General features: G+C 36.9%; 23 protein-coding genes. 6 read left to right on the top strand and 17 right to left on the bottom strand.

Annotation, left to right across the window (positions count from 1 at the left end):
- Positions 1-73: 73 nt before the first annotated feature.
- Genes I573_RS09855 through I573_RS09870 form a run of 4 tightly spaced genes read right to left on the bottom strand, consistent with a single transcriptional unit; the run spans position 74 to position 5587 of the window.
- A complete protein-coding gene (locus I573_RS09855) occupies positions 74-2119 on the bottom strand; it encodes a beta-galactosidase (RefSeq protein ID WP_016186545.1) in 2046 nt (681 codons plus the stop codon).
- Between the two features lie 4 nt (positions 2120-2123).
- Positions 2124-2975, bottom strand: coding sequence for a galactooligosaccharide ABC transporter permease GanQ (ganQ, locus tag I573_RS09860; protein ID WP_016186546.1), 852 nt, complete (start codon positions 2973-2975; stop codon positions 2124-2126).
- Positions 2975-4255, bottom strand: a complete 1281-nt coding sequence (gene ganP, locus I573_RS09865; protein WP_016186547.1) for a carbohydrate ABC transporter permease — start codon at positions 4253-4255, stop codon at positions 2975-2977. The genes ganQ and ganP overlap by 1 nt, the downstream gene beginning before the upstream one ends.
- Positions 4256-4315: 60 nt before the next feature.
- Positions 4316-5587, bottom strand: a complete 1272-nt coding sequence (locus tag I573_RS09870) for an extracellular solute-binding protein (protein ID WP_211213410.1) — start codon at positions 5585-5587, stop codon at positions 4316-4318.
- 153 nt (positions 5588-5740) lie between these two features.
- On the opposite strand from I573_RS09870, the gene I573_RS09875 reads away from it, so the two are divergent.
- The gene (locus I573_RS09875) at positions 5741-6733 is read left to right on the top strand and encodes a LacI family DNA-binding transcriptional regulator (RefSeq protein ID WP_016186549.1); all 993 of its coding nucleotides are present in this window, start codon (positions 5741-5743) and stop codon (positions 6731-6733) included.
- A 17-nt stretch (positions 6734-6750) separates the two neighbouring features.
- Here I573_RS09875 and I573_RS09880 read toward each other — a convergent pair whose 3' ends face one another.
- Both I573_RS09880 and nhaC read right to left on the bottom strand, forming a co-directional pair.
- Positions 6751-7383 (bottom strand): NAD-dependent epimerase/dehydratase family protein, encoded by a 633-nt coding sequence (locus I573_RS09880; RefSeq protein ID WP_016186550.1) that lies wholly within the window; start codon positions 7381-7383, stop codon positions 6751-6753.
- A 22-nt stretch (positions 7384-7405) separates the two neighbouring features.
- Positions 7406-8779 carry a Na+/H+ antiporter NhaC gene (gene nhaC / locus I573_RS09885; RefSeq protein ID WP_016186551.1) on the bottom strand — a complete coding sequence of 458 codons (1374 nt, stop codon included), beginning with the start codon at positions 8777-8779 and terminating at the stop codon, positions 7406-7408.
- 137 nt (positions 8780-8916) lie between these two features.
- On the opposite strand from nhaC, the gene I573_RS09890 reads away from it, so the two are divergent.
- Complete coding sequence (locus tag I573_RS09890; RefSeq protein WP_016186552.1) at positions 8917-9786, top strand: hypothetical protein; 870 nt, start codon at positions 8917-8919, stop codon at positions 9784-9786.
- Positions 9787-9825: 39 nt separating this feature from the next.
- Here the strand turns inward: I573_RS09890 and I573_RS09895 are convergent, their stop codons facing one another.
- The gene (locus I573_RS09895) at positions 9826-11031 is read right to left on the bottom strand and encodes an amidohydrolase family protein (RefSeq protein ID WP_016186553.1); all 1206 of its coding nucleotides are present in this window, start codon (positions 11029-11031) and stop codon (positions 9826-9828) included.
- A complete protein-coding gene (locus tag I573_RS09900; protein ID WP_016186554.1) occupies positions 11021-11965 on the bottom strand; it encodes an alpha/beta hydrolase in 945 nt (314 codons plus the stop codon). The genes I573_RS09895 and I573_RS09900 overlap by 11 nt, the downstream gene beginning before the upstream one ends.
- A gap of 131 nt (positions 11966-12096) precedes the next feature.
- On the opposite strand from I573_RS09900, the gene I573_RS09905 reads away from it, so the two are divergent.
- The gene (locus I573_RS09905; protein ID WP_016186555.1) at positions 12097-13269 is read left to right on the top strand and encodes an AI-2E family transporter; all 1173 of its coding nucleotides are present in this window, start codon (positions 12097-12099) and stop codon (positions 13267-13269) included.
- A 37-nt stretch (positions 13270-13306) separates the two neighbouring features.
- On the opposite strand, the gene I573_RS09910 is transcribed toward I573_RS09905, so the two are convergent.
- The 4 genes from I573_RS09910 to I573_RS09925 are packed head-to-tail and all read right to left on the bottom strand — an operon-like array spanning position 13307 to position 15058.
- Positions 13307-13672 carry a DUF1304 domain-containing protein gene (locus I573_RS09910; protein ID WP_016186556.1) on the bottom strand — a complete coding sequence of 122 codons (366 nt, stop codon included), beginning with the start codon at positions 13670-13672 and terminating at the stop codon, positions 13307-13309.
- Positions 13673-13675: 3 nt separating this feature from the next.
- Complete coding sequence (locus I573_RS09915) at positions 13676-13966, bottom strand: putative quinol monooxygenase (RefSeq protein WP_016186557.1); 291 nt, start codon at positions 13964-13966, stop codon at positions 13676-13678.
- 30 nt (positions 13967-13996) lie between these two features.
- Complete coding sequence (locus I573_RS09920; protein WP_016186558.1) at positions 13997-14626, bottom strand: nitroreductase family protein; 630 nt, start codon at positions 14624-14626, stop codon at positions 13997-13999.
- Between the two features lie 21 nt (positions 14627-14647).
- Entirely contained in the window at positions 14648-15058 is a 411-nt protein-coding gene (locus I573_RS09925) for a MarR family winged helix-turn-helix transcriptional regulator (protein WP_016186559.1), read from the bottom strand.
- A 258-nt stretch (positions 15059-15316) separates the two neighbouring features.
- On the opposite strand from I573_RS09925, the gene I573_RS09930 reads away from it, so the two are divergent.
- Positions 15317-16909, top strand: coding sequence for an Nramp family divalent metal transporter (locus tag I573_RS09930; RefSeq protein ID WP_051109580.1), 1593 nt, complete (start codon positions 15317-15319; stop codon positions 16907-16909).
- Between the two features lie 7 nt (positions 16910-16916).
- On the opposite strand, the gene I573_RS09935 is transcribed toward I573_RS09930, so the two are convergent.
- Entirely contained in the window at positions 16917-17342 is a 426-nt protein-coding gene (locus tag I573_RS09935; protein ID WP_016186561.1) for a MarR family winged helix-turn-helix transcriptional regulator, read from the bottom strand.
- A gap of 111 nt (positions 17343-17453) precedes the next feature.
- Between I573_RS09935 and I573_RS09940 the strand changes: the two genes are divergently transcribed.
- The gene (locus tag I573_RS09940; protein WP_016186562.1) at positions 17454-17867 is read left to right on the top strand and encodes an Ohr family peroxiredoxin; all 414 of its coding nucleotides are present in this window, start codon (positions 17454-17456) and stop codon (positions 17865-17867) included.
- Between the two features lie 39 nt (positions 17868-17906).
- Here the strand turns inward: I573_RS09940 and I573_RS09945 are convergent, their stop codons facing one another.
- Entirely contained in the window at positions 17907-19484 is a 1578-nt protein-coding gene (locus I573_RS09945) for a flavocytochrome c (protein WP_016186563.1), read from the bottom strand.
- Between the two features lie 296 nt (positions 19485-19780).
- Between I573_RS09945 and I573_RS09950 the strand changes: the two genes are divergently transcribed.
- Complete coding sequence (locus I573_RS09950; protein WP_016186564.1) at positions 19781-21604, top strand: APC family permease; 1824 nt, start codon at positions 19781-19783, stop codon at positions 21602-21604.
- Positions 21605-21642: 38 nt separating this feature from the next.
- Here the strand turns inward: I573_RS09950 and I573_RS09955 are convergent, their stop codons facing one another.
- The 3 genes from I573_RS09955 to I573_RS09965 all read right to left on the bottom strand — a co-directional run bounded on the left by I573_RS09955 (position 21643) and on the right by I573_RS09965 (position 25028).
- Positions 21643-21954, bottom strand: coding sequence for a PTS lactose/cellobiose transporter subunit IIA (locus I573_RS09955; protein ID WP_342662186.1), 312 nt, complete (start codon positions 21952-21954; stop codon positions 21643-21645).
- A 21-nt stretch (positions 21955-21975) separates the two neighbouring features.
- Positions 21976-22299 (bottom strand): PTS sugar transporter subunit IIB, encoded by a 324-nt coding sequence (locus I573_RS09960; protein WP_016186566.1) that lies wholly within the window; start codon positions 22297-22299, stop codon positions 21976-21978.
- A 125-nt stretch (positions 22300-22424) separates the two neighbouring features.
- Complete coding sequence (locus I573_RS09965) at positions 22425-25028, bottom strand: sigma-54-dependent transcriptional regulator (RefSeq protein WP_016186567.1); 2604 nt, start codon at positions 25026-25028, stop codon at positions 22425-22427.
- Between the last annotated feature and the right edge of the window lie 21 nt (positions 25029-25049).

Raw genomic sequence — 25049 nt, forward strand, 5'->3', positions numbered from 1 at the left:
CTCAAACTCATTTAACACTGAAGTTAATAAAAGTACAAACAATACGCCCAATAAAAAAACACACGTAGACAAGCTACGTGCGCGGATATTTAATGACTTTTGTCTCATACGGAGCTAAAGATACTTTTTTATCGATTTCACGACTAGACAGTAACTCATATCCTGATTTCATCAACGTAACGTCTGATGGTTGTTCTGAAAAGTTTAATAAAAAAACGTAGATAGCCTCTTCATTTTCTCTCGTCTGAACAGACACTACAGGTGAAGATTCTAAAATAAAAGGATTCTTTAACTGACATTCTCGAATCAAAAGTTCATAAAATTCTTTTAAAAAACGTGGTTCGGTTCTTGCACCAATAAAATAGGCAGTTCCTTGTTGATAATCATTCACTGTACACGCAGGTTCTTGTGCATAAAAATCTTGAGTATAGGTTCCTAATGTAGCTGCAGTATCAAGTTGGATCCGTGTCTGATAGTCTTTGGTTTCAAATAATTGATTGCAAAATACGACTTCATTACGTTGGGTTGGATAGTAGGTATCGGTTTCAAGGACTTGAATGCCAAATAATTCTGCTAATTCTTTTGGCCAGCCTCCTAAGTAAGTCAAATCATACTCATTCACACATCCTGTCAAATACGTCCCCACTAATTTTCCACCGTTGGCTACAAAGCGTTGTAAAGTTTGAATGGTTTTATTTGTAATCAAATACAACATCGGTGCAATGACTAGCGAATAGTGCGATAGATCATGATCTGGTGTAATGATGTCGACTGCAATATCGGCTTCCCAAAATACGCGATAGTGCTCTTGCAATGTTTGTGGATAGCGTTTGGTACTTAATCCAAATCCTTGGGCATTTTCCAAAGCCCAATTATTTTCCCAATCGTATAGTATCGCTACTCGTGCTTGTTTATGACTCCCTTTGATCTCTTTTATTTTTTCTAATTGTTTGCCAACTGTTGCCACATCTTGGAACACGCGATTATTCGTGGATCCATCATGATCGACAACTGCTCCGTGAAATTTTTCGGAAGACCCCCGTGATTTTCGCCACTGAAAATATAAATTACTATCCGAACCATGCGCAATAAATTGTAACGAAGATAATTGATGCATTCCTGGGCGTTTTGTTTTGTTAAATTCATGCCAATTGACACCACTTGGCGTACTTTCCATAATTAAAAAAGGTTGTTGTTTTAGACTACGGTATTGGTCGTTGATAAATCCCACTTTACTGGCTAACGAGGCTGTCGTCTCCCAATCATTATGCCAAGCTGGATAACAATCCCAACTGACAATATCAACGTGCTTGGCAAATTCACCATAATTCAGGGACTGAAATGGAAGTAAATCCGCCGTATCGGCCATGAAATTTGTAGTAACTGGAATAGTCGATGAATAGATTTTAATGGCGTTTACTTCGTGTAAATAAAAATCGATCGTCTGATCCGTCACAAACCGTTTCCAATCTAAATTCAACCCATGAACCATCGTTTCGCCTAACGGTGATGGCGATTGAATTTGTTCCCAAGAAGTATACGTATGACTCCAAAAAGCTCCCCACCAAGCATGGTTTAACGCATCCAACGTATCATATTTTGCTTTCAGCCAATGACGAAAGGCTGTTTGACAAAGTTCACAGTGACATTCACCTGAGTATTCATTTGAAAGGTGCCACATCAATAGTGCCGGATGATCGTGATAGCGTTGGGCTAGTTTTTGATTGATGATGGCGACTTTTTCACGATAAACCGGTGATGTAAAACAATGATTATGACGCCCTCCTTGTAGACATTTTTCACGTTTTTCACTTGTTCGCAATACTTCTGGATAAGCTTCTGCCATCCAAGCCGGTCGTGCTCCACTTGGTGTGGCCAAAATCACGTTTCCACCAAAAGCCGCGATATCATCCATCACTTGGTCCAACCATGCAAATTCAAATTGCCCTTCTGTAGGTTCAAGTGCACTCCAAGCAAAAATTCCTAATGAAAACGTATTGGTATGTGCTTGTTGCATCAAAAGCAAATCTTGTTTTAACACTTCTGGATAGGCTAACCATTGATCTGGATTATAGTCCCCACCATGTAAAAAGCGTGTTTCTTCCTCGTATCGTGTCATAAGTTTATCCTTTCGTTCCTCCAGCTGTTAAACCGGAAACAAAATATTTTTGTAAAAAGACGAAAATAACGGCAATTGGAATACTGATCAAGAGTGCACCTGCCGCAAATGTTGTATAGCTTGCTCCCATTTTATCTGTTACTAATTTATACAAGCCGATCGGTAAAGTATAGTATTCAGGATTACGTAATAAAATCGAAGAAAGCGCAAAGTCTCCTAATGGTCCAGTGAATCCATTCATCGCCACTACCGCTAGCATTGGTTTCGCTAATGGAATTAAAATTTCTAAAAAGATCCTAGTATTACTGGCACCATCAATTTTTGCACTTTCATCTAGTTCTCTAGGGATGGTATCAAAGTATCCTTTCATTAAATACGTATTCATCGGGATTTGCCCTCCGACATAAATAAAAATCAATAACCAATGACTATTAATCAAGCCTAGCATTTGTGCTAATACAAAAATTGCAATCAAGGCTGAAAATTGCGGAATCATTTGTAACAGTAGAAATAGCATCAATCCGTTCTTGCGTCCTTTAAAACGAAATCTTGAAAAAGAATACGCGGTCATTGAAACAAAAACCAATGAGAACAACATCGTAAAGACGCTGATTTTTAATGAGTTGATGTACCATTGAACGTAGTAAAACGTATCTTTGATCACAAATAATTCTTTATAATGTGCTAGCGTAGCATTTTTAGGAATGATAGAGGTACTCACCAAACTATTTCCAGGATTAAAACTTGCTCCTACTGTCCAAATCAAAGGGTATAAGACGATACAAGACATGAGGACCAAAATAAAATAAGTCAAACTTAGACGAATAAATTTTTGTTGCTTATACGTAAATCCCATTAAAATTCCTCCTTAAACGAATTCGTACGTTTAAATTGCCATAATGCAATGGCAATGACAAAAACAGACAGTAGAATCGTTAACGCTGCAGCTACTGCATACTGACTATTTTTGACTGTCAGCTTATAAATCCATGACACTAAAATATCAGTTCCACCTGCAGTAGAACCTGGAATCGCGGGTCCACCTGAGTTAAATAGATAGATAATATTAAAATTGTTAAAATTGAAGGTAAATTGCGTGATAATAATTGGTGCCATCGAATACAGTACCATCGGCAAAGTGATTTTTCTAAACTTATCTAGTGCAGATGCACCATCAATCGTTGCCGCCTCATACAAGTCTTCTGGTATCGCTTGTAAGGTTCCGGTCGTCACAATAAAGATATAGGGAAACCCTAACCAGCCTTGCATCATCAATAAAGCCAAACGTGTCCAGTTGGCATCAGTTAACCAAGGAATCGGAGATAGATTGAAAAAGTTTAAAATACTCGTATTGATTGCACCAAAGGAATCATTAAATAATCCTGCAAATACTAAAATCGTAATAAATCCAGGTACCGCCCAAGGCAGAATCAAAATCGTACGAAATAATTTTTTAAAATGTAATTCTTTTTGATGAACGATTACCGCTAAGAAAATACCTAATGCAACTTGCAAGGTAGACGCAATCAGTGTCCACACAACGGTCCACCCCAACACACCAATAAAGGTTTGGCGCCAAATGGAAATCGTAAAAATTTTTTTGAACGTCTCTAGACCGACCCAATCAGCTAAATGTGCCGGTGCTGAATGATACAAATCGTAATTCGTAAATGCTAGTGCAATACTAAATAAAATCGGAAAAATTACGGAAAAAACTAGTAAGAAAAAAGCTGGACTACTCATGAGATAAGGATATCCTTCTGCTAATAACGCTTGATAACTTTCTTTAATAGACGATACACGAAACTGTTGGTCGATTCGCTTTCCATTTTGATAAGCATCACGCAAGTTGATTCCATAAAATAAAATACCAAATCCCAAGACAATAATGGCAATTAATCCTTCAGCTAATAAAAAAATCGAATTATCACGTGGTACCTCTGTTCCTAATGTAAACAATCCCCATAGTCCAATATTAAATAGATCTTTAAATACGAAAAGATACATACAAAAAAAGAAAAAGAAGAGTCCACTTTTTCCATATTGTTTATTGAGAAGTTGGCCACCACCGGGAATCAAGGAAGCCAAAAGCGCCTTGATTGCGTGCGGCATTGTGTTTTTCAATAAATGTTCCATTTTTTTCTCCTTTTTTGGGTAAAAGAAAGAGACAGATCCTGATCTATCTCTTTCATTCATTTAATTTTTTGTTGCAGCAATTGATTCTTTAATTTGCGTTGCAGCTTGTTTTAACGCATCGCTAGGTGTTGCTTTATTGGTTGCAATTGTTTGTAATGCAGCATTTGTTGGATCCCAAACAGAATTCATCGCGGTAATTCCAGGGGTTAATTCAGCATATTTAGACTGTTCAGCAATTGCTACTGTACTTGGATTTTCCATCACACTTTTGTCTTCAGCTAAAGATTTTAATGCTGGAACTTCTTGTGTCTGTTCGTAACGAACCTTAGAGTTTTTTTCATCGGTAATAAATTTAACAAATTTCTCAGCCAATTCAGGATTTTTAGAGTAACTACTTACGTTATAGCTTTTTACACCAATAAATGAAGACATATGTTTTCCATTTGGCAATAGTGGTAATTCTTTCACACCATAATCAATTCCCGCTTTTTTATAAGGTTCTAAATTCCAAGGACCTGAAATGACTGCAGCTGCTTTGCCTTCTGTAAATAAGGAATCTAACACGTTAATTCCTTGATCGCCTATGAGTCCTGAAGGAAATACATTTTCTTTGTAAAAAGTCTGAATGTAATCGGCTCCTTTGATTTCTCCTTCAGCATCAATCCCTAATTGATCAGGATCGTAATTTCCATCCTTATCCTCTCCAAAAATATAGCCTCCAAATGGCGTCATCACGCCTTGAGCATAGTAGACTTGATCCCATAGTGCTAATAATCCGTATTGCTCTGATTTTTCAGCTGTCATTTTCTTTGATAATGCTAACCATTCATCGGTTGTTTTAGGTAATTCATTTTCTCCAATCAATTCTTTGTTATAAAACAAAATTTGCGTTTCAACAGCTTTAGGTAACCCATACACTTTTTTGTCAACGATTTGTGATTTCATCGCAGCTTCTGTAAATTTACTTTGCTCGTCACTGTCCACAGTTAACTCATGTAACAAGCCTTCAGTAATCGCTGTTCCGATTTGATCGGAAGGAATCGTAATCACATCGGCTCCAGTTCCAGCAGGTCCATCTAATCGTAGATCTTCTAGTTGATTGCCATATGCTTTTTCCATCAATTTGATCGTCACATTTTCTTCTTTCTCAAATGCTTTTACGGCTTCTTCAATACCACTTTTTTTATCTTTATCTTCCCAAACAATTAAATCTGCTTGATCGCCTTTTTTTTCAGGATTTTTTGTTTCTGTTGTCGCTCCTGGTCCACATGCTCCCAAAATTAAGGCTAATGATACTAATCCAATGGCTCCCCAAGTTCTCTTCATTGTCATATCCTCCTAATTTGTAATCGCTTACTAAAGTCATCATACATTATTTACTTATATTAGTAAATATATTTTATTATAAAAAGTAAATAAATTTACTAATTTATAGTTGTGTTTATACTGGATTGCGCTATACTTAAGCTTCAGGAGGTGGATATCATGGTCACGATTAAAGATATTGCGACAAATTCTGGATATTCTCCAGCTACTGTGTCCAGACTACTAAAAGGAGACAAGTCGCTTTCCATTACAGAAGAAACAAAACATAAAATTATTCAGACCGCTTTAGGACTGGGCTATGACCGTTCAAAAATCAAAACAACCCTAGAAAAAATTTTATTTATTTTTTGGATCGATGAGACCGAAGAATTTGAAGATATTTACTTTCATAATTTAAAAACTTCTTTAGTAAAATATGCTGAATTAAATAGTATGGATATGAGCACACTCACTAAAGAAGATTCCTTTGATTCTATTCCAGATGATATTGGTGGAGTAGTCGCTGTGGGAAGATTCACTAAATTACAAGTCCAAGAGCTTCATCGACGATGTCCAAATGGAGTGATTTTAGAAATTAATCCCGAACCTGATTTATTTGATACAGTTAAACCCGATACAGATCGCATGACGCAAAAAGCCATCGACTTTTTTTTACAAAAAAAATATGAAAAAATCGGGTTTATTGGTGGTGGCTTTTTAGATCCTGAAACCAATACTTTTAAACAAGACACTCGTGAATATACCTTTCGTATGCAGCTTGAAAAATTTGGAATACTAGATGAATCATTGATTTTTGCACAAGGACCTTTTACAGTTCAACAAGGATATGTATTAGCAAAACAGCTACTTCAACATCCAGGCTCGTTACCAAAGGCGATATTGATTGCATCAGATACACTTGCAGTTGGTGTATTACAAGCATTTAACGAAGAGAATATCCAAGTCCCACAACAAATCGAACTTATTAGTATTAATGACAACGACATCGCAAAATATATTAGTCCTCCACTTTCAACATTTAGAATCGATGCTGACGAAATCGCCAAAACAGCGATTGATTCACTCGTAGATCAGATTCTTTATCCTCGAAAGACGACAAAGACGGTTTTATTAAACTCAGAATTTATTGAACGCAGGAGTTTTCAGCTATAAAAAAAGACACCCATTTTTCAATGGATGTCTTTTTCTTTTGTTAATGCTTCAAGTTTAAGAATAACCTGATCGCCTACCCACTCAACGGGTCGGGGTTCAAATGATTTAAACAAATAGGCCATACCAGGGATTTTTTTTGCTTGGATGATCCCTTTCGCCATTTCAGTTGAATACTTTCGACCTGGACCATAAAGTAGACTAGGACGTACGATTGCCGTTTGTAGTGGAAGATGTTTTAAAAATACTTCAGCTCGTTGTTTTTCACGCAAGTAACCTGAATGAAACGGAATGCCTTGGGAAGCCGAAATATAGATAAAGGATAGATTATCAATATCTTTGACTGTTTTTATAATCAGTTCTACGATGTCATAATGAAACCGTCGATAGGTGATGTGTTTTGCTTTTTTTTGTGTCAAGATCCCAATCGCATCGACTAAACAATCTCCAGGTTGGATGACATCTTGCCACTGTGTTGGATCAAATACATCACTTTTGACAAATGTAATTTGATTCAACCACGCATCTGTTTGATCAGGTCGACCACTTCTTGAGATACTGACCACTTCATATTGATTCGCAAGTGCACGTTTTGCGATTGCTTGTCCTACAAAACCACTGCCTCCAAAAATGACCATCCGTTTTTTTTGCATATACTCCCCTACTTTCACGTCTTTATGCTTGGACTTTTTTTACACCCATTCCCGTTAAGCCGCTTACGATTGAAAAAAGAGGTGACAATAAACTAAAGAACACAAAAGGTGCAAACGTCAATACTGGAATACCAAATGTTGACGCAACAAAACTTCCTGCAATTCCCCATGGAATCAAATAGTTGATTACCGTTCCACCATCTTCTAAAGTACGACTTAAAACAACTGGTGCCAAATGTTTTTCTTTGTATACTTCTTTAAACGCATTTCCTGGTAAAATTACGGATAAAAATTGTTCTCCAATAAAGATATTTACTCCAATACTAGCCAATAATGTACTAAAAATCAAAGAAAACGTTGAATTTAATTTAGGAATCAGACGATCCAATACCGTTGAAATAATTTTCGTTTCAATCAAGATCCCGCCTAATGATAACGCTAAGATAATCAATGCGATCGTTGGCAACATGCTGCTGATCCCACCACGAGACAATAATGCGTTGATTTGTTCATCAGGTGTTGTTGCGACAAATCCTTGATCAATGATCTGAGCAAATTCTTTTAAAGGAATCGTTTTAGTTTCGATACTACTCATTATCAAACCTAATACGATGTTGATAAAAATCGTTGCGATTGCTGGAATTTTTTTCCAGGCACATAAAAACATCACTAAAATCGGCAATAAGGCTACTGGTGATACAAAAAAAGAAGCCTTTAATTGCGCAATCGTTTGATCAATCGTATCTAAATTTGCACTTGTCGGCGTATGCCCTACTACAGCGTATAAAATCAATGAGACAATAAATGCAGGTACTGTAGACCACATTAAATTTTTGATATGATCAAATAAATCTGCTTCTACGACTGCAGCTGCTAAATTGGTTGACTCAGATAATGGAGACATTTTATCACCAAATACCGCGCCAGATACAATTGCACCCACCACTAGTGGAGGGTAAATCCCCATTGTCAGTCCAATCCCAAAAAAAGCAATTCCAATCGTCGACATAATGGTAAAAGCACTTCCAACTGCACTTCCGACAATCGCACATACTAAAAAGACGGTTGGTACAAACCATTCGGCACGCAAAATATGAAATCCATACACCATCAAAGTGGGAATAATTCCAGCTTGAATCCAAACAGCAATCAATGCACCAACCAAAATAAAGATAATAATCGGAATAATTCCGGGTTTGATACCTTCAACGATTCCTTTATGAATTTTATCAAATGAACGATAACGAATCGCAACATATGCTGTTAAAATAGCCAATACAAATAAAATCGCAACCGTTGCTGGCATTTGTACAACAATTACGCAATAGGCGATGCATGCAATAATCACAATCAATAAACTTGCAGCTTCACCAAAAGATGGATCTTTTTTCTTCACTTTTTTTCCTCATTTCTACTCTCGACTTTTGCCGATAGAATAACATTTAGCGTAGCGATTTTTCCTTAAAATGTCAAACGCTTTTCTGCAAAAAAGAGCATTTTTTGCTATACTAAAGAAAAAAGGGGGAAAATCGTATGCGTTCTATTAAATGGGGACTTATCATCGTAGTACTATGTGGCTTAAGTGGGTGTGCAAAAGCGAATCCTTCATCTACCACTTCAAATACGACGATCACTAACCAAACATCTACTACATCCAAATCTTCGACATCGGAAAGTACGAATAAGATACAGTCATCCACTCTTGATTCAAAGGTGGAATCTAGTACTCAAGCAAGTATGACACAAAGCACCGAATCGACAGATAATCTAGCGACTAGCGAACCACAACTCGTACAAACCCTTCCGATTGGCACGTGGTCAAATGAGGCAAATACGCTCACAATCGATTCAGATGGTTCATGGCATTTTACAGGCGAAATCACGTCTTCTGGAACGTTAAGTGTTGCTGCTGCTACACCGAATATGTGGCTGTTAAAACTGTACGGATTCAATAATTCAATCGACAATATCGGGACTTATCAACTAGCAGCGTTAAATCAAGATGGCTCAAAAATGAACTTTGGCTACTTAGGACTATTTGATCGAATCGACAATGCAACTGCAGTGTTTGATCCGTCACTCTATCAACCAGATTATCTCCAAACTCCTACTGATTTTACACAGTCCTTAATTGGTACGTGGAGTACTAAAAATAAAGCATACGATTTCCAAACAACTTATAATTTTAATCCTGACGGTACATTTGAGCGTTTTGGAGATGGAAAAGGAATTGCCGATCGTGGTACGTTTACGAGTACGCAAGATCAAGATCAACTTACGTTGACTTTAAACGTCAATGGGACAGATCAAACGTTGACCTACCGTTTCGTCAATGGTGAATTGATCGATCCAGAATTCGAATGGGCAAGTTTGATCCGAAATACAGTACCAACCAAACCATAAAAAATACCTTACGCCTTTCAATTGGCGTAAGGTATTTTTTTAGTGTGAATAGACCAAGTTACCACGGTATACACTTGTCGTAATTGGAACTTTCCGTGCAACAAATTCTGCAGCACAACTTGCTTTTGTTGTTATAAATGAAGCGTCCATTCCTACTTGTAAAAAAGGACTCCCTGTAATCTGATAGCCATCTGTTATCCGAGATAATGCATTGGTTAACTCGATTTGGCTCGTTTGACGAAACAGTTCACAATATCGAACTAACTTTTCGGTAATATCTCCATCTCCAAACGGTGACCATGAATCGTAAATGTTGTCGCATCCTAAGAAAACATCGACTCCAGCGTTTTGTAACTCCATCAAAGGTGGAATGACACCATCGATTGGCACACTTGAAATCACTTGGATTTTTTCTTTTGCTAATTCAGAAAAAACATACTCACGTTCTTCCTGTTCAAAATCATTCAGTCCAAAAGCGTGACTGATGGCAACTTTTCCTTGCCAACTTGCTTCTTTTGTTAATCGAATCAATTCACGAACTGTTGCTTTACCCGCAATGCCGCGATCGTGAACATGGATATCAATTGGAACATGATGTTTAATTGCAAGTTCAAAGGTTTGTGCTAAAGAACGTTCGACATCTTGATCTAATGAATAAGGATCTACTCCGCCGATAACCGTTGCACCATGACTCAATGCTTGATCAACAAAAGAAAAAGCTTGAGAGCGTAACATACCATGTTGTGGGAAGGCGACTAGTTCATATGCCAACTTATCCTTGTATTCAGATAAGGCAAGGAGCGTTTGGTCTAGATAAGATAAACCCACTGCTGGATGAACATCAATATGTGATCGAAAAAAGGTCACTCCATGCTGCATCTCCAATTCAATCAGGGCTTTAGCGCGCTCAACTAAAGACACTTCTAATTGATTCAACTCCGTGATTTCATTTGTAAAGCGTGTCACGAGTGAATCTGCTGGTGTAATAGGCTGCCAAGGCGTCAACAATTTGCTCTTATCTAAGTGACAATGACGTTCTTTTAAGGTAGGCAGTACAAGCTGATGCCCAACATCAATTTGAGTATAGTCATGTTGGTGTAAAGGAATCATTTCATGAAGTGCAGTGACGTGTCCATCTGTTACTTCAACATGTCGCGTTATTTTTTTCGTCTGTGTCGGATAGTGTTCTGGACCACTATATGCTACTTCAAAACAAGCATTCGTAAATAGTAACTTAGTTGACATCAAACTCCTCCTTCGGTGTAAACTGTTGGCTTAACCAATCAGCAATCGCTTCAAATAATTCCAGTTGTGAAAATTCTACCGACCCGTGATCGGCACCCGCAATCATCCAATAATCGGCTTTGGTCGAACTTTTGGTTAGTGCGGTATACATTTCAGTCGACTGTGCCATTGGAACGAGATGGTCTTGATCGCCATGCATCAATAAAATCGGTGCGAATGTACTTTTTGTGTGTACATAATGAAGCGGACTAGCTTGTTTGGCTAGTTGATATAATTCTTCTGCTGTATAAGGAGTTGCTTTGTCGGCTGAAGCACCTTTTAGCAACACTTTTTCTGGTGATAATTTATCTTGGTTTGAAAAAATCGTGCCTGGTTGAAATTGTGTAAGATTCGTCATTTTTAATAAATTTGAAAAGCCATATAAAGATACACAAGCCGCTACTTGCGTATGGTCAACCGGAATATCGTCAGGAAGCAATTGAGATGTTCCTGCCGTCACCATTAATAGCTGTGTAAGGTAGCCTCCCGCAGAATCTCCCATCACTACGATTTGTTCACGGGTGATTTGCAACGCCTCTGCCTGTTCGTACAAAAAGTGTAGTGCATATTTTGCATCATGAACAAGTGTTGGAAATTGTTCTGGTACAGGACGGTAAGCAGCACTTGCTACTACATATCCTTTTTGTGCTAAAAATAAACGTAACGGTAGCGTTTTATGATAGTCTGCTGAAGTAAATCCCCCACCAGGTAAAAATAAAATCGCGGGTTTTTCATCCGAAGTATTCGGAATCAATAAATCTAATTTCAATTGTACCCCTGACTGAATCTCTTGATGATAGACAACATCAACCCGATGTATAATTTTAGGTGTTTGAATAGAGATGTGTTTCTCGATTGCGCCTAAGTTTTTTAAAAATGCTTTATTTTTTTCCATTTAACCGCCTCCATTTTCTTACTATACTATCGAAAAAACATTTTTTCGTACAGTGTAACACTAATCGAATTTTTACATTTATTGCGAAAAGCTTTATACTTATAGTTATTCTATATGAAGGAGAATGAATAATGCCAACTTCTAAAAAAAATTGGATTCAATTTTTAGGTGGAAAAAATTTAATTTTTAGCTTTGTGAGTATTCTATTAGGTGCTGCGTGCATCTGGATACTTTCGACTATTTCATTCGTATTTTCACCGTTACTTACTATCTTATCGATTATTATGAAACCCATTATCTTTGCCATGATTCTTTATTATATCTTTAATCCTATCGTCAATCGTTTAGAACGTTTTCTCCCTCGTATCTGGGGAGTATCGCTCGTCTTTATTGTTGTATTAGGATTACTCGTATTAGGAGGTGTCTTGATTTATCCTAGTATCGCCTCTCAAAGCGCTGAATTAGTGCATCAGTTTCCAAAAATTTGGGATGATGCCCAAGAAATCGTGCAAAAATTTATCGAAAATACGCCATTAGCCGATATGTTTAATCAATCTAAAAATTCAATTGATGAACTATGGACAAAAATCGAAGGCTATGCTCAAGTGTATCTTGAAAAAGGCGCACATGGTGTGGGCAGTGTATTCTCTGCAGTCTCGACCACCTTGATCACTTTGATTACAGGTCCCATTGTTGCCTTTTTCTTTTTAAAAGACAAAAAAAATCTATACAGTTATAGTTACAAACTTGTACCACCTGTATTTCGTAAAGATTTTTCAACCATCGTCTCTATTATCGATCAACAAATCGGCGATTATTTAAAAGGACAAGTCGTTGCGTCGATTATTTTAGGGATTATTGATTGGCCTTTATTTTTACTGATTGGCCTTCCCTTTTCTGGAGTCATTGCCTTATCAGCTGCCATTTTATGTATCATTCCTTACTTTGGTCCCTTTATCGTATTTATTCCCGCTATGATCATTGCACTACAAGTCTCATTTGTTATGGTCATCAAATTTGTGATTGTTTGGTTTAGCGTACAACTCTTGCACAGCCATTTGATTTTGCCACGTGTGATGGGAGATCGCTTAAAGATGCATCCTGTGACTATTTTATTTGTCTTACTGGTAATGGCTGAGTTGTTAGGTTTGATTGGCGTCATTTTTGGTATTCCGATTTATTGTATCGTCAAAGTATTCGTGACGTATTTCTTTAGACGACTTAAACAACGATACAATCGCTATTTTGGGGATTCAGGACAATATGAAGATGTTGAATTTACAAAAGAATCGTATTTAAAATAAAAATAGACCTTCTTCATTAGGAAGAAGGTCTATTTTTTTAACCTAGAAAAATCAGCGATACCAACGTCAATAACGCCAATCCTCCTTGTTTAAGTAAAATACTTTTATCACTAGTTAACGCGCCATAACACGCAACAAGTAAAATATACACTAAGATCAGGGAAGTTATTTCTTTTGAAGCTGTCGATAGATATAAACTATAGAATAGTCCAATTGCAATCAACCCATTATAGACACCTTGGTTTTTAAACAATACTTGTATACTTTTGCTTTCCATATCTGATGCTGATAAATTAAACGTCGTTCTGGTTTTAACAGACGTTGTGGCTATCGTTTCTAGATAAAAAATATACAGAAATTCAATTGCCACCAATGTACCTAAAATAAGTGTGATTACAGACATAGACTAGTCCTCTTTCTTTTCTACGATTTGTAAAACAGGTGCTGCTGCAACATAATTCGCAACGTTTTTAGCAAATGCTAAAAGTAAAGGATTCGTGTTGTGAACTTCTGTATTTTCTTTTGTCGCCCAGTTTTCGATCATTACAAATTCATTTGGTGTTGCAGCTGATTCGTAAAGATCATATGCTAAACAGCCTTCTTCTTGTTTAGATGAAGCAATCAATGCGTTGATTTCATTTAAAAAATCTTCACGAGCTTCTGGTTTTACTGAGAATTTTGCGTTTACGATAATCATGAATATAAACTCCTTTAGTTTTTAATTTTTTTATTTAAATGTTGTGATTTTTTCAGCTGGTAAGCGAACAGATGTGTATCCTTGTTCTGCAGCTTTTCCGACAGATAAAATCATAACCGGTACGTAACGTTCTTTATCTAAATCAAATGCTTCTGCTAATTGATCCGCTTCAAAACCACCGATTGGGTTTGTGTCGTAACCATGTGCACGAGCAACTAACATAAATTGCATTGCAGCTAAACTAGCATCGATTTTTACAACATCGTTCATTTCTTGTTTTGTTAATTTTTCATAGTGAGGAATGATTGCAGCTAATTGTTGATCGCGTACTTCTTGTGGCATTTTACCTTCTGCTACTGCTTGATCATAAATTTCTTCACCATATTCATGACACATCATATCTCCAAAGATTAATACCATTGCTGAAGATGAATCATTTTGACGTGTATTAAAACGGATTAGTGGTTTTAATTTTGCTTTTGCTTCATCGCTTTCGACAACAACAAAACGCCAAGGTTGCATATTCACAGAAGATGGTGCGATTGAGGCTTCTTGAATCATTTCTAGCATTTCTTCATTGCTGATTTTAACAGATTCGTCATATACACGAACTGATTTTCTTTCAAATGTGATTTCTTCAAAATTATTATTTTTCAACATAGGATCTCTTCTTTCGTCTTCTTATTCTTGGTTCATTTTTTGTAGCAATTGACGCAACAACTGAAATTCTTCTTCTGTCAAAGAAGGATAAAAGGTTTCTTGAACGTTTGTATACTTATTCTCACAAGCATGTAGTTCTTGATCTGCTTTGGCTGTCAACGTGACAAAGATCTCCCGATTATTTTCTGGATTTCTTTGACGTGAAACATATCCTTTTTCTTCTAAGATTTTTAAATGTCGAGTAATCGCTGCTTGATCGATTTGCAAATATTCTTGAAGCTTTGTTTGTAAACACGGTTGATTTTCAATCAGTGCCATCAATAATTCATATCGTGTCAAACTAAATCCGATCTCTTTTTCAAACAGTCGACTGATTTTTTGATCGGTAGATTTCAATAGATACAACAATTGACTGACTTCTCGTAATTTCATTTGTGTTCCTCCCTTCAAAAACATGACGTGTCAATAATTGACTAGTCAACTATAACGCCAACAAGATGAAAAAGCAACTCTTTTGTTTCGATTTTAAAAAAAGAATGACTTATCAACAATTGACTAGTCAACTATAAACAATTAAATTCAATCTTGCAACAATTTTGCTCAAACGAATAGTTTTGTAAGAAAGTTAGGCAAGCCGAAACTTTACTGTCTTTTTTTTTATGAAAGGTGTAAAATAAACTCAATATATATATGAAAGAAAAGGTGGGGTTTACGTTGAAACAAACGAAAGAGAAACACTCACTTGCAAATCATGCCAACGGACCTTCTCTTCAAGAAATAAATGGAACAGTCGTAGTTCCAAAAGGAAAAGAATTTTTCCGTACGTTATTAGCCTATTCAGGTCCAGGTGCATTAGTCGCAGTGGGATACATGGATCCAGGAAACTGGTCGACTTCGATTACAGGGGGTCAAAATTTTCAATACTTGCTCATGTCGATTATTCTAATGTCTAGTTTAATTGCAATGCTACTACAATACATGGCAGCAAAATTAGGAATCGTCACACAACAAGACTTAGCACAAGCGATTCGTTCACGTACAAGTAAACCTTTAGGCATCGTCCTTTGGGTGTTAACAGAATTAGCAATCATGGCAACAGATATCGCAGAAGTTATCGGGGCAGCTATCGCACTTTATTTATTATTTGGGATTCCTTTACTTTACGCCGTGTTTATTACAGTATTTGATGTATTACTACTATTGTTATTGACTAAAGTTGGATTTCGTAAAATTGAAGCTTTAGTTGTCTGCTTGATTTTCGTTATTTTATTTGTCTTTATTTATCAAGTAGCCTTATCTAATCCTGACTGGGCCGCGATGTTTAAAGGATTTATTCCAACGACTCAAACATTTGCTGATGCTCCTCAAATCGGTGGTCAGACACCACTTACAGGAGCCTTGGGGATTATTGGTGCGACTGTAATGCCGCATAATCTTTACTTACATTCAGCAGTTTCCCAAACACGTGCCATCGATCATGACAATGAAGAAGAAGTCGCAGAGGCTGTTCGCTTTTCAACTTGGGATTCAAACATCCAGTTAAGCTTAGCTTTTGTAGTCAATGCCCTGTTACTGATTATGGGAGTCGCCGTATTTAAATCCGGAACGGTAAAAGATCCTTCCTTTTTTGGACTATATGAATCATTATCTGATCCTACTACACTAAGCAATGGTGTTTTAGCTGAAGTGGCAAAATCAGGGATTTTGTCTACTTTATTTGCCGTAGCTTTACTCGCATCTGGTCAAAATTCAACAATTACTGGCACACTTACCGGTCAAGTCATTATGGAAGGGTTTATTCATTTAAAATTACCTATTTGGTTGCGCCGTCTTGTCACTCGTTTGATCTCTGTGATCCCTGTGTTGATCTGCGTTACTTTAACCAGTCGAAAAGGAACGATCGAAGAACATACTGCATTAAATAATTTAATGAACAATTCGCAAGTCTTTTTAGCGTTTGCACTGCCCTTTTCGATGATTCCATTATTGATGATGACCAACAGTTCATTTGAAATGGGACATCGCTTTAAAAACAATTGGATCGTTAAATTCTTTGGTTGGGCTTCTGTCCTTAGTTTAACCTATCTCAATTTAATCGGTTTACCAAAACAAATAGAAGATTTTTTTGGTGATCAAGCTACAGCAAACGACATCACACATGCACATATGATTGCCTATATCATTATCTTCATCGTCTTGGCATTACTTTGTTGGACAACTGTGGATTTGTACAAAGGAAATAAACGACTAGCTTTAAAACAAAAAGAGATCAGGGAATCCTGATCTCTTTTTATGCTTTAAATAGTTCGTTTAATCCAATCAATTGAGTAAGTAACGTTTGATGATCGGCTTTAAGGTTTTTGATATCCATACTATTGGCCACTTGCTCAGATATACACGGCAACTCCGCTTTTACTTCTTTACCTCTTGGCGTAAGCATCAATTCTACTCGTCGTTCATCTTCTTTTGAACGTACCTTTTCTAAGTATCCTTTTTTTTCTAGTTTTTTCAATAAAGGGCTAAGTGTTCCCGAATCTAAATATAAGATTTCGCCCAGTTGATTTACTGTCATATAATCTTCTAACGCAATCATTGCAATAAATCCTGTATAGGTTAAATCGTAAGGATCTAGATAGGTTTTATATTTTTTGATCACTTCTTTTGAAGCTACATAGAGTTGGAAACATAACTCTTTGTCTAACATTGTATCGCTCATTTCATCCGCTCCTTTCTTTTAGTATAATCGAGCGGTTTTAATTGTCAAATTAAATAATATTGTGTACAATATAATTGTGAACTAAAAAAATAATAAAGGAGTTTTTCAACAATGAAAAAAATCTTTTCAACTAAAATGATCAATACTGGCGGACGTAGCGGAGAAGTGCATTCTCCAGATAATTCTTTCCAATTAAATATCGCCCCTCCAGGAAGCCGTGCGGAAAATGCAACTAATCCAGAGCAATTATTTGCAGCAGGATACAGCGCATGCTTTAACAGTGCTTTAGATTATTTGAAAAAATCACGTGGAATCACTGGTGAATCAACTATTGAAGTTATTGTTTCCCTATACAATATCAGCCAAAGCGAATTACCTGATGTTGTTTTAGGTGTAGAAATCCGTGGACATATCGAAGGACTTTCATTAGAAGAAACAAAAGAGTTACTAGAGATTACTGAACAAACTTGTCCGTATTCTCGTGCAACTAAAGGCAACATCGACGTAACAATCGAAGCAATTTAAGAAAAAGCATGGCGCGTTTACGCCATGCTTTTTTTACGTTTAATCTTCAGCTTTTACATAATCAGTTGCTTGTACACCTGCTTGACGACCAAAGATAATAATCTCTGCAACCGAATTTCCACCAATACGGTTTTCACCATGTAGGCCACCAGCAAGTTCACCTGCTGCATATAGCCCTTCGATTGGTTTATTGTCTTTATTCAAGACTTCTGTTTTCGTATTGATTTTTACGCCACCCATCGTGTAATGAATTCCTGGGGCGATTTTGATTGCATAATAATTCGCTTGATCTAATGGATGCTCCATTGCAGTCGTTCGATTAAATGCTTCATCTTTTTGATTTTTGACTGCTTCATTCCAAGAAGTTACTGATTTTTCTAAATTAGCTGCAGGCATCTCTAATTTTTTCGCCAACTCTTCTACTGTTTTTGCTTCTACTACATATCCTTTTGATGCATAGAACTCAATAGCCGTTGCGCGTGAACGAACACCTTGATCAAAAATTAAATACGCATCTTTATCCGTTTGCTTATTGATTGCACCAGATACGGCATCACGTGTGTCTAACTCATTAACAAAACGATTTCCTTCTTCATTGACTAAAATCGCACCTTCACCACGAACTGCTTCGCCAATTAAGATTCCTTGATCTTGTTGTACGGTTGGATGGATTTGAATTTCATCCATATCGACTGTTTGTCCGCCAACTGCTTCAATCATTTTGATTCCATCACCGGTACTACCTGGTTGGTTCGTTGTCACATATCCTTCTAAATCAGGACGGTATTCTTTAATATATTCATCACTAGCTCCATAGCCCCCGGTCGTTACGATAACCGCATCTGCTTTAATCGTTTTTTCTTTTTCACCTTGAACTTGGGCTACGACACCATCTACTTTGCCATCTTCTTCTACTAATTTTTTGACATCAGTATTGACAAACACTGGAATATCTCGTTTTTTCACGTTCTCACTTAATCCTTCAACTAAGTAGCCTCCAATTGCGGAACCGTCTGAAGGCCGATGGGTACGTTTTTCACTCATTCCTCCGGTAATGGTTAAGTTGTCTAATTTAATCCCAATTCCATCTAACCAATCGATGGCATCAGCAGAATGATCCACAAAGTAACGCAATAATTCTTTATCATTTGTACCATGTCCACCTTTTAAGGTTTCTTCATAGAATAAATCATTGCTGTCTTTAATCCCTTGCTCTTGTTGGAATTTTGTATTAGAAGCATTCATCCCACTAGAAGATTTTGATGTATTTCCACCGACTACCGGCATTTTTTCTAAAATAACAGGATTCATCCCTTTGTCTTTAGCTTCAATAGCTGCTGTCATTCCAGCTCCACCAGAACCTACGATGACGATATCATACTCATCTTTTAACTCTTTAGGGTCAGTGTATGCAGATTCCGAAGCACCAGATTCAACATCTGCTTCTTCTTTTTTACCTTGTTTATCTTTTTCTTTGTCGTTCTTTTCATATTTTTGTTCTGTTTTTTCTTTTTTCGCTCCATCTTTTGGTGCGTCTGGTTCTAAAATCGCACATCCAGCAACAGATGCACCCATCAGCATTAACATACCCCATGTCAACAAACGTTTCGTTTTCATTTTTTCCTCCTACTACTCGTTTTTTTATCTCTATTTATTTTAACAAAAAGATTGTGAAAAAACAATCAATCTTTTTTGTTTTTATCAAAAAAAATGAATGAAATACTAAATTAACAATATTTTTATTTGTGAGTTTAATTTTTTAATGAAGGATAAACTTTTAGTTAAGAATTCATACTCGTTATTTTAAAAAAATCATGAAAAGAAAGATTGACTTTTATGAAAGAGAGTTCTAATATACAATCTTGATTGCTAATTTAGATAGAATTAGTATGAATTTGAGGAGGAATGATTTTGTGAACATTTTAAAAAGGTGGTTAGTTGGAAAGCCATTAAAATCTGCCGAAAATGATGACCATAAATTAGGTCGTTTAGCAGCCTTGGCTTTGCTTTCTTCTGATGCCTTGTCTTCCATTGCGTATGGAACAGAGCAAATCGTTGTCGTGTTGGTCGCATTATCGACAGCTGCGATTTGGTATTCATTACCGATTGCTTTTTTTGTTATTATTTTATTGATTTCCTTAACGTTATCTTATCGTCAAATTATTCATGCTTATCCTAAAGGCGGCGGTGCTTATGTCGTCAGTAGCGAAAATCTAGGAAAAAATGCTGGATTGATTGCTGGAGGATCGCTCTTAGTCGATTACATGTTGACGGTGGCCGTATCCGTATCAGCTGGTGCAGAAGCGATTATTTCTGCAATCCCTTCTCTAGGTCGTCACCAAGTTGCCATTTCAGTGGTCATTGTCGTATTGATTATGATGATGAATCTACGCGGTTTGAGAGAATCTGCAAGTTTCTTAATGATTCCCGTTTACAGTTTTATTGCCATTATTTCACTCTTAATTATGTATGGACTATTTCAAATCGTAACAGGAAATGCCCCACTACATGCCACAGCAGCAGTAGGAACGGCGGTACCTGGAGTCTCTATCGCCTTGATCTTACGTGCATTCTCTTCTGGTTCTTCTTCTCTTACTGGAGTGGAAGCCATTAGTAATGCTGTACCATTTTTTAAAAAACCACGAGCGAAAAATGCAGCTGGTACACTGACATTGATGGCAACGATTTTAGGGTTCTTCTTTGTTGGGATCACTTTTATCAACTATTGGTATGGGATTGTTCCACGAGCTGAAGTCACTGTCTTATCACAAATCGGAAAAGCCGTGTTTGGCGGCGGGATTTTATTTTATTTATTACAATTCACAACAGCCTTGATTTTAGCAGTCGCTGCCAATACGGGATTTTCTGCTTTCCCAGTCTTAGCTTATAATTTATCAAAAGATAAATTTATGCCACATATGTATCAAGACCGCGGAGATCGTCTAGGTTATTCAAATGGAATTATTACTTTAGCTTTAGGCTCTATTGTCTTATTGTTTATCTTCCAAGGTTCAACTGAACGGTTGATCCCGCTTTACTCAATTGGAGTATTTACTCCCTTCGCTTTGTCACAAAGTGGGATGGTTGTCAGATGGTATAAACAAAAAGATCATTGGATTCGTCACTCATTAGCAAATATTATCGGAGCGCTCATTTCTTATTTGATCATTATCATTTTATTAATGTATCGTCTTGCCGATATCTGGCCTTACTTTATTATCATGCCGATTTTATTGTTTATCTTTTATAAAATCAATCATCATTATAAAAATGTTGCCGAACAACTACGCTTAGAGCAAGAATGCGATCTGCATGAGTATGCAGGAAATACGGTGATCGTCTTAGTGGGAAACGTCACACAAGTGAACATTGGCGCATTGAATTATGCGCGCTCAATCGGTGACTATGTGATTGCAATGCATGTTTCGTTAGATGAAGATATAAAAAAAGAACGCGAAATCGAATCGGAATTTCGTCAACATTTCCCAGATGTTCGCTTTTCTGTTGTTCACTCGTCGTATCGTTCTATCGAAAATCCAATCATCCGCTATGTGGATCGCGTGAGCAAACATGCAGCACAAGAAAACTACACTACGACTGTTTTGATTCCTCAATTTTTACCAAATAAACGTTGGCAACGTATTTTGCATAACCAAACAAGTTTGAAACTACGTTTGCGTCTAGCTACTAGACAAAATATTATTTTAGCCACTTATAGTTATCATTTGAAAAAATAAAGAAAAAGGGGTATGACAGAAATCTGTCATACCTCTTTTTAAGATACACGTTTATATACATCAATAACTTCTTTGGCTAAATCAGTAAATGTAATACTTGTCATCAAATGATCTTGGCTATGAATCGTCAATAAGTTTACTTTAAATTCTTCACCATTGGCTTCAGCTGTTAGCAGTTTAGTTTGGGCTTGATGCGCTTGTACTAACGATTCCTCAGCTAATTTGATTTTTTCTTCTGCAAGTTCAAATTCACCTTTTTTTGCAGCTTGGATCGCTTCCATCGCATCGCTTTTTGCATTTCCAGCGTAGATAATCAATCCCATAATCTCTTGTAGTTGCTCTTGATTCATCTCATTCATCTTATGACCCTCTTATTTCGCTTCAATCATCGTGATGGCTGTATTCAATACATTTTCACCATTCATTGTACCGTAATCACGCATGTCGATGACACTCACTGGAATATTTTTTCCTGCAACTTTTTCTTCAAATTGACCTTTCATAAAACGAACTTGTGGTCCTAACATCAAGACATCGATTGGGTGATCTGTATCTGCAAGTTTACCGTCTGCTTCTGAAGAAGATACTGCAAAAATATCTGCTTCTAATCCTTTTGCCTCTGCGGCTTTTTGCATTTTTTGAACCAATAAACTAGTACTCATTCCTGCTGAACATACAAGCATAATTCTTTTCATTAGTAACACGCTCCTTAATATAAGTCATTACATTAAACTATAAGCAAGAAGCGTGCCAAAAAAAATCGCATCACACCACGAGTTAACGCTTACACACATTTTTCTACACTATACACAGTGTGTAACTATTCGGCCTTATATTGTAAATTCTCAACAAGATACGCCACGTTTTTGACTTCGTCATCAACTAAGCCTTGTCCATATTGGCTGATAAATCGCTGATTGATGTGTTCAACTTGTTCAAAGATTGTGTGATTTACCTGAAATAAACTTTTTTCTGGTATCCATTTTGGATCATATTGTCGATTAAATGCAGCAGCAATATGCATTTTAAGTCCTGCTTGTGCTTCATCATCTAATTGAAAATTAGAGGCCAACAGTTCGATATATTCTTGAGCCAATTGGACATAATGAGCAAATAAATCGTCGGCTTTTTGCTGAGTATCAAGTGAAATCCCAATCGTTTCAAAAAATAATTGTCGAATTTTCAAATCAAAAAAATCTGCGACTGCTAAGAACGGCGCTGCTTTTGTTCTATCTTTATGAGTACCGATCATCCCGATAATCTCGTACTCTTTTTCTAACTGTCTATACTCTTGATCAAAACGATTCTGTTCTAAAAAAGGAAGCGTCAAAATTTCGACTTGTGTCGGATCCAATAGCTCGTTTAAAATCGATTCTGTGAGCTTTGCAACTCCAGCTCCTGTATAACACGTCACAAGCAAAGCATTTTTTCGTGTAGTGATAGGAGACTCTTCTTTAAAGGAAGCCAACAATGATTGACGAATACTTTGGCCAATCTCATATACAGTACGTCCCGCACTAGCCATACGTAAACTTTCAATAACAAGCATCGTACTTGAAAACGAAATCGTTTCTGTGGGAATTTGATACTCTGTGGTGATCAGTTGACTAAATGTATTCGGAGAACCCATATCGGTTAAAAATACGATCCCTTTTTGATAACTTTCTAAATGTTGATGCAATTCTTTTTGAATCGCCTGATAGACTTGCTCTGTCTTCATCGTCAGTGGCATATCAAACGCAATTCCTTTTGTTGTACCTAATAGCGTTTGAGCTGTTTTTAACATACTGGATGCGGTAGATTCTCCATGCATGATCACCATCACAGCCACCGTATGGGGTATTGGTTTATCACTTGTTTCTTCTACAAAAAACATCGTCAAAAAGCCGATCTCATCTAATGGAATCTCAACTTGATACATTTCTTCGATTCGCAGTGAAATCTCCATCGCCAATTGAAATTCTAATAAATGGTTTCGTCTCACAGAATTGAGATCCGGATACGTGATCAATCGATTTTGGCGAATCCGCTCTAACATTGCTTGTACATGAAGGGCAAAGGCAAAGCGATTTTTTTCAGAATACTGTCGTTGTAAACTCGTTTCAGCTTGATCATATAGTTGGTTGACCAAGCTCCAAAGCGTGCTATTAATGATTTCTTGATACATCGAACTATGCGATAAATCTTCAATATACGAATCAAAATAATGTTCTACATCTTTTTCAATCAACTGTTCTAAATCGAGTGTTGGAATATCATTTTCTTCTAAAGTATCTAGTGTATACGTAATCGTTTGATAAACATCCATTTTTGCCGTAGGATCTTGAGACCACACCCCTTTTGTCTCACCCGGTTCAACAATCAACTGTGTCTTTTTAGGATGTAAGATGTCGTTAAGTGATTCTGTAAATTCATTGACGCGCAATAATCCCTTTTGAATCGCCAAAGGCAAATCATTTTTTGTAATCACTAATCCAGTTTGTTCTTTCGTTGTTGAAAAATGTAAAAAGGCTTTTGCACAAACTAATTTTAGATCACGTTTTAATTGTCCGACATTTCCTTTGGTCGGATAGATCAAAAAAGCTAAAATACTTTGACGATCGATTTCGATCGTTTGATTGAGTCGATTGGATTCTTGTTGTAAAAAATCTTCGATAATTTCAAAGCGTTCCCCTAATGTACGTTGTTCAAGTGGTGGTAATTCAATTTGCATCGGGATTCTACGTGTAAAGGTTTCTAAAAATGTACTACTTGTTTCAGTTGTTGCACCGATAATTTGAACGGTTGCGCTTAATTCTTCTTGTGCACCTAGTGGACGATAGATTCCTTTGTCGATGAAGGTAAACAGCATTTCCTGACCTTCTGGCGGCAAACGGTGAATCTCATCTAAAAACAAGACACCTCCATTCGCTTGTGCAACTAAACCTGGTTTTGTTTCAGCATCTGTATAGGCACCTTTGGTTACACCAAAGATATGTGAGAAAAGTAATTGTGGATTTTGTGCATAATCTGCACAGTTGAATGTAATGAACGGAGCTGCTTCATCTAAGACTTGTGCCTCTAAAGCAAATTGATACATACATTCAGCAAATAAGGTTTTCCCTGTTCCCGTCTCACCAAATAAAAGAGTTGGTAAGCCATGTGGTGGATATAACATCGCGGCTTTTGCTTTTTGAATAGCATTTTTTAATGACGCGTGCGCACCGATTAGATCATGAAACGAAATATCTCCAATCGCGGCTTTTAATGCTTGATATTTCACTGGTCGTTCATCGCTTTTCGTAGCCCTTTGCTCTTTTACTAATTCATTTAAATATCGACTTGCATTTGTACGGTCCATAAGCAAAGCGTTTGCTACATCGCTTGCACTAAACGCTTGCGAATGATCACATAAATACTGCCATACCTGTTCTTTTTTCGTCATCACCTTACACCTCTTTTATCA

The sequence above is a fragment of the Enterococcus sulfureus ATCC 49903 genome (assembly GCF_000407605.1).
Lineage (GTDB): Bacteria > Bacillota > Bacilli > Lactobacillales > Enterococcaceae > Enterococcus_G > Enterococcus_G sulfureus.